The following is a 9,320-nucleotide window of genomic DNA, read 5'->3' on the forward strand; positions in this document are numbered from 1 at the left end:
TAGTTGAATCGCTGATTAAAGTCGAACTAAAACATCAGCATTGCTGAGTCTGCAACTTGAGATCTGTAGCTTATTCTCCCTCGATTTTCGTCTAGTCCTACGGGTCCACCTCATTTAATGGAGTTTGTCTATCTGGTTACTCAAGGTGATTCTCTGCGGGAACGCCTTTTGCAGCAAGTTAGACGTATTCAAGATGAAGTTCGAGGAGGGCAGCGATCGATCGCAGAACTCGATCTTCTCCGGCTAGTCTCGGTTGCGGCTGCGTTTGAGGCGCGTCTGAAAGTCAAAGATTTGGTACGTTTTCTAGATTTAGCTGTTCCTCAACGCGCTTTTGAACTACTGGAAAAGGAATACCTGCTCAGAAGAACCGATACTGGTTTGCTGGTTGAAGGATTGCACCCAATTCGTTCGTCCATTCTGGCAAATGTTTTGACTGACACTACATTCTCACCTTGGGTCGAAAGTGCAACCGCTTGTTTGCCCTTGATGAGCGATTCTGATATCGGTAGTTTTCTACTTTATAGTTTCTCGCGCCACCCTGATGAATTAGAACCATTGCTGCAAGCCTTACATTTATTTCAGCCTGACAATTGGATTGCGATCGCAGGGGTAACAAGGGCGTTGATTTGGCTGGGTATCAAAAAATATGTTGAAGCGAATCGACCTTTAATTTCAGAAGCCTACCGCTTCGTCACTCACGGCTGGGCGTTTGTACTCAACTTTGATATTGCTAATGCGATGCCCGGTTCGGCAGAATCCTTTCTCTCAACGCTAGATCCATTTTTAGAGGATGATCGACGACAAAAAATCGAAGACTTGAGGAGCCGCCAAACAAATAGAAGTCAAGTATTTGTTCCGGTTGCAAGCTGGCTTTCTCAAGTGCAGCAAACCCCTCGATCGCCGCTGCTAGATACTGATTGGTTAGGCATGGCAGAGGTCTTGTTTTGGATGGGTCATTTAGAGATCAATCGCCCAGTTGCAACATGGCTTGCTCCAGTCAATCTCGATGAGGCAGTTGAAAGTTTACCGATTGAAACTTTAGCAGAGGTTGCATTGGCTCTATTCTACGGCTATCCAACCGGATATCAAACATGGCTAGATCGAAACCAAGCGCAACTATTAGCTCGATTTCGACAAGCAACTCAAACAGTTGTATGGGAAGACGATGGGCAAATCGCGCGATCGCACTTTGCACTTAAACTTTATCAGCCTGATGCTAGCCCATCTGAAACCAAAACTCAGGGCAAACTAGACGCCCATCATCTTGTGAAAGAAGCAATGGAACGCCTGCGGCTATTCCGACGATTATTTCCAAATCGTCAGCGATACGCTTGTGGAGGATACGGACATCGAGTTAGTGCGTATGTGGAACTACACGACGAAACTGAGAAAAATATTCCAATTGAAAACTTTCCGCTTCAGCGACTGGTTTCGGTCAATTCGACATTTAAGTCGATCGCTGAGCAAGACTTTAGACCAACCACTTGGGAAGAATACGCTCAACAAGTTTTGAATTTGAGACAAACAGTTATTCGATCGCTTCAACAGCTTCAGTCTGCATTACAGGTATATTTTAGCGAGCAGGTTGAGAATAACGAACTGCGCCGCTATGCGATTACCCTGAGTTGGGCCTATATCGCGATTGTACCTCATGTGAAAGGTCGTTCTTTGAATGGTACAGCTTGGCGGTTTAACTCGTTGCTCCTTGCAATCGAGCCAAGTTCAAATCAGCTTAAGTGGTGGAATTTTATTCCTGTCGCCATTCCATCATCTACCTGTTCTGATCTTTCTCTGCTCACCTGGTCATCTCCGCGACTGGATCTAGGCAATAAGCTGCTGGCATCAATTACAGAACTCGCGTTTCTCGCTGCACACATGAAGGATTTTGAAAGACTGCCAGAACTTGATGAATTAGGCCAGCAACAGATTCAATTCTATATTCAGCAATTGGCTCTTCCAAGGAGTCAAATTCTTGAGGTAGTGTTAGAAATTGAAGAGTCAATGGCAAGTGTTTTTGATGAACTGCCTCAATCCCAACGGAGCGATCGACCTGATTTGATTGCGTCAATGAAGCAATTGGTCGAGCTGCATACGCTAATTTTACCCACAACAGACGTTCAACCTGAAGGAAGAATTGAAGCCTGCTTAGATTTACCGGAAATTGCCAAGTGGGCAGAGCGGCTACAGGAAGTTCAACTTCGCTGTTTCTCACTCTACTTATCCTGGGTTTCTGATGTTCTAGCGATCGATCTTGCTGTTCTACCGTTGCCGTTGTAAGAAATCTTCTCACAGTTGCTAAATTGATGTGCGGATGCGGTCTGACATCGACCCCTTTGCCTGGAGGAAACAAGGCTGGACCCAGATGGTCAAAGAAGATGAATGGACCGACCAGCGTGAGGGCATCTGAGGGCAGCAGGCGATGGGCTTGAAACCCGCCCAAATCTTGAACGTGTGGTTCGATCAGGTGTTGGGTAGGATTTGCCATAATTCCTATTTGCAAAACGCTAGCTTCAGGGGTCAACTACTTAGGTTCCCAATAGTCATCTTTAGAAGTGTTGTCGTACTGTTCCATTGCCGCTTTGACATCAAGCATGTGACGATATGCCCATTCTCCCAACACAGCTAGTGGCTCGACAATCGATTCTCCCAGCGGTGTGAGTGAGTAATCGACTCGTGGCGGAACAGACGGGTAAATCTCGCGCTCAATCAACCCACATCGCTCTAAGTTTCGCAGATTTTGAATCAGCATCTTGGGCGAGATGCCTACAATTTGCTGCTTGAGTTCGTGATAGCGCTTGGTGCCTTGTGTGAGCGCATAGAGAATCAGAATTGTCCATTTGTTGGCAATGTGTTCAAGCAGTTGGTGTCCGGCACAATTCGTGTCGAACAGGTTCATCTTGGCGATGCGATCGATCGCGGGTTGAGGTGGGTAGTTGAGTTGGGCGTCGTCAGAATCGAGATTGAACACCATGTTCACCAAAAAGTAACCAATGCACTTTGCCGTTCATCCTTTCGAGCAGCAATAGCCCAATGGTACTGATGGAAACATCCACTTGACTAAACGAACGCTCATGCAAGCTCACATCATCACTCAATTTGGCAGTCCCGCTGTCTTTGAGCCAGCCGATCTTCCAGTTCCCCAGGTTTTACCCAATCACGTACTGATTCGAGTGGCAGCAACGAGCGTCAATCCAGTCGATTACAAGATTCGGCAGGGCATTGCCGCAGGCATTGCTCCAGATTTTCCAGCCGTGCTGCATGGCGATGTGGCTGGTGTTATCGGAGCCGTTGGCGAGGGTGTTACGACTTTTCAGCCGGGAGATCAAGTCTATGCTTGCGCTGGAGGCGTGAAAGGCTGCGGCGGTGCGCTGGCGGAATATATGCTGGCGGATGCAAGGTTGGTGGCGCTCAAGCCGAAGTCGCTGACGATGGCAGAAGCGGCAGCCTTGCCGCTAGTGTCGATTACCGCTTGGGAAGGACTGCTCGATCGCGCCCAAGTGCAACCCGGACAGCGAGTTCTCGTCTACGGGGCAACCGGAGGTGTCGGGCACATCGGCCTGCAACTGGCGAAATGGGCAGGAGCAACGGTGTATGCGCTGGTGTTAAGCGAGGAAAAAGCGGCGATCGCCCGCAAGTTGGGAGCCGACTTTACGATTAACTACCGTCAGCATCCGGTCGAGGCGTTCGTGGCAGAACACACGGAAGGGCAGGGATTTGACATCGTGTTTGACACGGTGGGCAACGACAATCTCCAGAATGCCTTCAAAGCAGCCAAGCTGAATGGAACGGTTGTGTCGATCGTCTCGCTCTCGCAGCAAGATCTGACGCTGCTTCATGCCAAAGGGCTGACGCTGCATCTGGTCTACATGCTAATTCCGCTGCTGTATGGAGTGGGTCGAGTTCGGCATGGTGAGATTCTGACTCAACTGGCTGAGCTAGTGGATCAAGGAAAAGTGCGTCCCTTGTTGGATTCCACAATATTCAAATTCTCTAAAGTGGCAGCGGCACATCAACGGGCAGAGTCAGGGCAGGCGATCGGCAAAGTTGTGCTGCAACGGTAATCAGTTTGGTGTGGGGCGATTGACCTGCCTGGAGCACTTCAAGGTTTACGTTTGCGGTATTCTCCAGGCGCTTGTTCAACCTGCCGTTTGAATGCTTTGCTAAAGGCAGCTTCCGATTCATAACCAACCTGTTGGGCGATCGCCCCTAACGTTAAATTTGTGGATCGTAATTGTTGAGCCGCGCGATACATCCGCCACTGGGTTAGATATTGCAGCGGTGCTTCCCCAACCCGCTCCTTAAATCGGGCCGCAAAAGTCGATCGCGAGAGGTTAACCTGCTGTGCCAACGAGTCTACCGTCCAATTCTGCTCTGGCGATTGGTGGATCAACGTCAGCGCGGTACTCAACTGCGGATCGAGTAGGGCATTGAGCCAGCCGCCAGCCGCCTGCCTCAAGCTAGCAAGATAGGCGCGAATAGCTTGAATAAACAAAATGTTGGACAGATAGGTAATCATCATCTCGGCACCTGGACGATTCGATGCCGTTTCGCAGGCGATCGCTTGTAGAGTCGAATCCAACCATTCGATCGCTTTGCCATTTTCTCCCTGAATCAGAATCAGCGATGGCAGGGCAGGCAACAGCGGATTGTCAGACGACAATGCAGATGACGGGCAACGACAGCGCCTGGGTCTTGCACAATTCTGGTGAAGCGGGTGTGAGAATAGGGAAAACACCGCTACAAGCTGATTGTGCAAGCCCTCACCGAACTTCTACCGCATCCAGAACACCTAAAATTTCAATCATTACAGCTTGATCAGGATCGAGAACAAAGCACGCTGGTGGTTGCCTCAACCCAATTGACTAATCAGTGTCCAGTCTGTCGTCACACCAGTCATCAAATTCATAGCCACTATCAGCGAACGGTGAGCGATCTGCCGTGGGCAAAGTACCGCATCGTTATTGCGCTTCGGGTGCATAAGTTCTTTTGCCGTAATCAAGCGTGTGAACGTCGCATCTTCACCGAACGGCTACCTGAGTTGGTTGCACCTGGGGCACGACGCACACAACGTTTAGATGAGCAATTGAGCGAGATTGCTTTAGCACTTGGTGGTGCTGCCGGGGCAAGACTGAGCCGCAAACTCGGCTGCGATGTGAGCCGCACGACATTATTGCGACTGATCTTGCAACTACCGTTGCCGCAGTTGGTCACGCCCAAGACGTTGGGCGTGGATGACTTCTCGTTTCGTCGGCGTCAAACCTATGGAACGCTGCTGGTGGATTTAGACCAGCATCGACCCATTGCAATTCTTCCCGGTCGAGAGGCACAGACGTTAGCAAGCTGGCTACAGCAGCATCCGGGTGTTGAAACCCTTTCACGTGACCGCTCGAAGATTTACAAGCGGGGCATGAATGAAGGTGCACCCGGTGTAACTCAAGTGGCCGACCGCTTTCATTTGATGCAGAATCTGGCCTCTGTGCTTGAGCAAGTGCTCAGTTCTCACAGCAAAGACCTCAAAGCCGCCCAAGTGAACTATCGCCTTGCTCAAGGGCAGACGCAAGTGCCCAATGCTTGTCTGATTGTCCCAGATGAACCTCCACCCGATGTTGCCGCTCAACCCTCGGCACATCGACAGCAGCGTGGTGCGCTTCATCAGCAAGTGTGGAAGTTGTACAACCAAGGATGGTCGAGTGCGGCTATTGCTCATCAAGTCGGGATGAGTCTTCGCACGGTTCAGCGAGATTTACGCAAGCCCAACTACGCGCCGGTGTATCCACGTGGCAGCGGCAAGCGCAGTATTGAAGCGTACAAAGATTATCTGCAACAGCGCTGTGCATCTGGGCAACGCCCGAAGGGATTGATGCAGGAGCTGCGGCAACTCGGTTATCGCGGTAGCGAACGGTCGCTTCAGCGGGCACTGCAACAACTGCGGCAGGCAAAAGTGATTGCCCCCAAGCGCTTGCCGTTGAACCAGGTGTTTCCTAAGGTCGTCAAGCCGTTACTGTCGTCGCTCACGCCCAGTCGCCTGAGCTGAATCGTGCTGCGAAGCTCAAGACCCCGCACTCAGGAGGAAGAGCAGTTACTTCAAAGCGTGATGGCACAGCCTTGCGCCGTCACTCAAGCAATTGAATTGGCTGAGCAGTTTGCGACGATGGTGCGACAGCGGCAGGTGGAGCAGTTCGACCCCTGGTTGAACCAGGCACAAGCGAGTGAACTCATCCCCTTTCAACGGTTCGTTGAGGGTCTGCGGGACGATGAGAGCGCGGTGCGAGCAGCACTGACATCAACAGTGAGCAACGGACAGGTTGAGGGGCAAGTCAATCGCTTGAAGATGTTGAAACGGCAGATGTATGGTCGAGATGGAACTGAACTACTGACTCGACGATTGTTGTTGGCAAGCTAGACAGGCAGTACCTCAAACCGTCCTCAAATTGCAGCTTGTCTACAAGCTCATTGAGCAGTCAAAGTTTGTCACCCGCTTCACCAGAATTGTGCAAGACCCAGTTGCTGTCGCGACAGGCTAACCTCTTGACATTTCACACACAGCTTTGCAAAGGTAGAATTCACAGGCTTTTCGGACTTCCAACCCACTTCTAGCTACGATCACTTAGACACCGTTCACCTTAGGCTATCAGAAGCCAGAATGCTCCCACTAAGCCACGTTAACCGATTGCGCCATTGATTTCACGAATCGTGCCATATTTTTTGCTCATTCACAATTGCCCTGACGGTCTTCAAGGCGGCAAGTGAGCTACTGTGGCTGGCGTTAACCCGCGACCCGCTACAGTGACAGGGCACTCTTGGCAGAAGTGAAAATGCTGCTGAGAGCGTATCTGCAAACCTATGCACTCTGAGACGCTTCCCCTCGCCCCAACACCCAAATTTGTTCTGTTTGGTAAAACGTGCCGCGCTGCTCAATCGCAAAGCCACCGAGTAGCAAAGTGAGCCACATCTGTACCAGCGGCATTCGGACTGCTGCTTGAAGCTGCACCAGCGGAATGGTCACAACCCGGTGTTCGCTCATCCACTGCTCGATCGCCTCTGTCCAAGCCCAGACATCTTCCGCGTGGGCAGTCTCGATCGCCCGATTGAACGCCTCCACCTCGGTCAACCCTGGTTCCTGGCGCATCTGCTGATCGAGCGCTTGCAGCAAGGCTGCTTGGTCAATTTCTCCTACGATCGATTCCCCTTCACCGATCGATCGCTCCGGCGCTTTTCTCGGCAGTGACTCCAATGGCTCGATGAACTGCTCCAAATCAACTTCCATCGTTTGCCGCACATAGCGATCGAACGCATCATCCGGCATCACTGGCCCTTCCTCGCTGTTAGTCGCCTCCAATTCCTCAAACGCCAATGTAGAACGCAGCTCAAAGACTTGCACAATCTGGGCGATCGCTGCTGCCCCCACCTGCAACTGCCCCACTGTATCCAACTGACACAACGCCTGATCTAGTCCATTAAGCAACTGCCGCACATCTGCTGCATCTGGGGCGATCGCCGCCTCGCGCAACAACTCCCACAGCGGTAGTTCAAGTTGCTCGATCGTCCTCATCACACCCCCGTCGAATGCAACGGGCAAGGCCGCACGCTGCACAGGTCGGGGTCAAGCCGCGTCTGGCTGGCAAACTTGCGAATGCCATAGCGCTCCTCCAGCACCGCCAGCAGCTTGCCCACATAGGCATGAACCTGAGACGGCACCAGTCCTGCACAATGCACGGGCGGCACGATCGCCACCTTCTGCTGTCCCTGCCAAATCTCCACTGCAATCGCATGGACAGGCGTGTCCGTCCCCGTCGCTCGATACACCACCAGTACGGCAAACACGATCGAAACGAGTGGCTCAAACTCAATGGTGACCGCTTCAAGCTGTCCTTCCTTGCGTTTGCGACTGCGCGTTTGATTGATGCGATCGCGGTGGCGAGCATACGACCTGCGACTGGGACAAACTGCCGAGTTCCAGCAACCATCTCCCGCCTCACCATGCAACAGCTTGGCTTGCCGAGCACTCAGCAGCGCACACTTGCGGCACTTTTGCGGCGTGCGTGGTTTAGTAGTAGATCGCTCCACCTTCGCATCATCTGATGGTAGTTGTCTCACCTTGGGTGGCATCAACTTCCCTCACGCTGCTTTAATGTCTCGGCTCTCAACGCTGCCAGTAGTGCCTCCATCCAGGCTAAATCCGCTTCTGGCAATGCAGGCTTCGGCGGCTCCTCACAGTAATCGATCGACAACTGATAGAACGCTTCATCATAAATGTCACGCAGCGCCGACTCCAGATCGAGCGGCACATCCGTATCTGGCGATCGCAGCGGTACGGGAATCACAGGTAGCGGGTCTTGGAGGGCGATCGGCCACACCTCCACTTCAAGGGCTTGAGCGCGAGTCAGTGTCACCAAATAAGGCACAGCAGGAAGTCGCGGATGCACAAACGGACGAGTGCCGCGCCTGAGCAAGTCAATCTCCAGCAGATTCACATTTGCCTGATACAGCCGCTGGCGCTTTTGGCGATACGGGATGATGCCTGGTTCTCGCTTGTTCACGGGCGACAAAATTTCAATACTGGTCACCAGCGTATTACTGGCGCGATCGCGAATCTCAACCGTCACAATTCGCACCTCAACGGGTGGCAGCAGCGGCAAGGTCAAGGGAGCGGGCGTGACGAGAAGCTGGCTGCTGCCCCTATTTAGGGATGAATCCGTTGCAGTTGGCAGTGTCGATTTTTGGCGCAGCACTTCAACATCCGGGTATAGAATGCCAATCTCGCTTTCGGGAGCGGTGTCCTGCACCAAGTACACTTCCAGCCGCACCGTATAGTTGGGTTGGATTTTAGGTGCAAGCTGCTGGCGAATTTTATTGGCTAACGCATTGTGAACATCGACCCACAAGTAGCCTTCGAGATACGGGTCCATTCCCGGAAACGGTGAGGGCATCACAAGCCTCCCAAACAGGCAGCATCACCGCATTATAGCCGCTCACCACCGATTGAATGCTCCAATTTGTCTGATTCACGTGATATTCCGGATAACAATCATTATCCGGAATATCAAAAAAGCGAGCAAGGGCGATCGAGACTGGAAGCGCTGCTTAAAGTGGCGCCCGCTCAAGTGTATCGGAAAAATTTGAGTGAATTGTTTAGCGAAGTCCTAGCAGAATTTGGGTATTAAACCGCTAGAACTATTGAAGATGGCAGGGCAAACGCATCTAAATTGAGGTTGGAGTAATTGGGGTAGGATGCAGGCTTACGCTAAATCTGCTCCATGTCATGGATGAATTGACGATTGCTCCGACCATTCTCAACCATTTTGCCAGCCTGGAAGATC

General features: G+C 51.7%; 9 protein-coding genes and 1 pseudogene. 4 read left to right on the forward strand and 6 right to left on the reverse strand.

What is annotated here, in order from left to right; genetic code table 11:
• Positions 1-117: 117 nt before the first annotated feature.
• Positions 118-2,277 carry a hypothetical protein gene (locus H6F67_RS11485; protein WP_190766478.1) on the forward strand — a complete coding sequence of 720 codons (2,160 nt, stop codon included), beginning with the start codon at positions 118-120 and terminating at the stop codon, positions 2,275-2,277.
• A 13-nt stretch (positions 2,278-2,290) separates the two neighbouring features.
• Here the strand turns inward: H6F67_RS11485 and H6F67_RS11490 are convergent.
• Together H6F67_RS11490 and H6F67_RS11495 are read right to left on the reverse strand one after the other, a co-directional pair.
• Positions 2,291-2,485, reverse strand: a pseudogene (locus H6F67_RS11490) (pirin family protein); the annotation flags it as partial.
• 36 nt (positions 2,486-2,521) lie between these two features.
• The gene (locus H6F67_RS11495) at positions 2,522-2,971 is read right to left on the reverse strand and encodes a helix-turn-helix domain-containing protein (RefSeq protein WP_190766462.1); all 450 of its coding nucleotides are present in this window, start codon (positions 2,969-2,971) and stop codon (positions 2,522-2,524) included.
• Between the two features lie 100 nt (positions 2,972-3,071).
• On the opposite strand from H6F67_RS11495, the gene H6F67_RS11500 reads away from it, so the two are divergent.
• Positions 3,072-4,061: a zinc-dependent alcohol dehydrogenase family protein gene (locus tag H6F67_RS11500; protein ID WP_190766464.1), complete on the forward strand. Its 990-nt coding sequence runs from the start codon at positions 3,072-3,074 to the stop codon at positions 4,059-4,061.
• Between the two features lie 38 nt (positions 4,062-4,099).
• Here the strand turns inward: H6F67_RS11500 and H6F67_RS11505 are convergent, their stop codons facing one another.
• Positions 4,100-4,660, reverse strand: a complete 561-nt coding sequence (locus H6F67_RS11505) for an AraC family transcriptional regulator (protein ID WP_190766466.1) — start codon at positions 4,658-4,660, stop codon at positions 4,100-4,102.
• Positions 4,661-4,840: 180 nt separating this feature from the next.
• Between H6F67_RS11505 and H6F67_RS11510 the strand changes: the two genes are divergently transcribed.
• Both H6F67_RS11510 and H6F67_RS11515 read left to right on the forward strand, forming a co-directional pair.
• Positions 4,841-6,034: an ISL3 family transposase gene (locus H6F67_RS11510; RefSeq protein ID WP_313926810.1), complete on the forward strand. Its 1,194-nt coding sequence runs from the start codon at positions 4,841-4,843 to the stop codon at positions 6,032-6,034.
• Between the two features lie 3 nt (positions 6,035-6,037).
• A complete protein-coding gene (locus H6F67_RS11515; protein WP_313926811.1) occupies positions 6,038-6,403 on the forward strand; it encodes a transposase in 366 nt (121 codons plus the stop codon).
• Between the two features lie 438 nt (positions 6,404-6,841).
• On the opposite strand, the gene H6F67_RS11520 is transcribed toward H6F67_RS11515, so the two are convergent.
• The 3 genes from H6F67_RS11520 to H6F67_RS11530 are packed head-to-tail and all read right to left on the reverse strand — an operon-like array spanning position 6,842 to position 8,930.
• A complete protein-coding gene (locus tag H6F67_RS11520) occupies positions 6,842-7,579 on the reverse strand; it encodes a hypothetical protein (RefSeq protein ID WP_190766472.1) in 738 nt (245 codons plus the stop codon).
• On the reverse strand, positions 7,552-8,067 hold the full coding sequence (locus H6F67_RS11525; protein ID WP_190766474.1) for a hypothetical protein: 516 nt from the start codon (positions 8,065-8,067) through the stop codon (positions 7,552-7,554). The genes H6F67_RS11520 and H6F67_RS11525 overlap by 28 nt, the downstream gene beginning before the upstream one ends.
• A gap of 41 nt (positions 8,068-8,108) precedes the next feature.
• The gene (locus H6F67_RS11530; protein WP_190766476.1) at positions 8,109-8,930 is read right to left on the reverse strand and encodes a DUF4058 family protein; all 822 of its coding nucleotides are present in this window, start codon (positions 8,928-8,930) and stop codon (positions 8,109-8,111) included.
• Positions 8,931-9,320: the final 390 nt, after the last annotated feature.

Origin of the sequence: Microcoleus sp. FACHB-1515 (genome assembly GCF_014696105.1) — a bacterium.
In the GTDB taxonomy this organism is placed as follows: Bacteria; Cyanobacteriota; Cyanobacteriia; order Elainellales; family Elainellaceae; genus JAAUTJ01.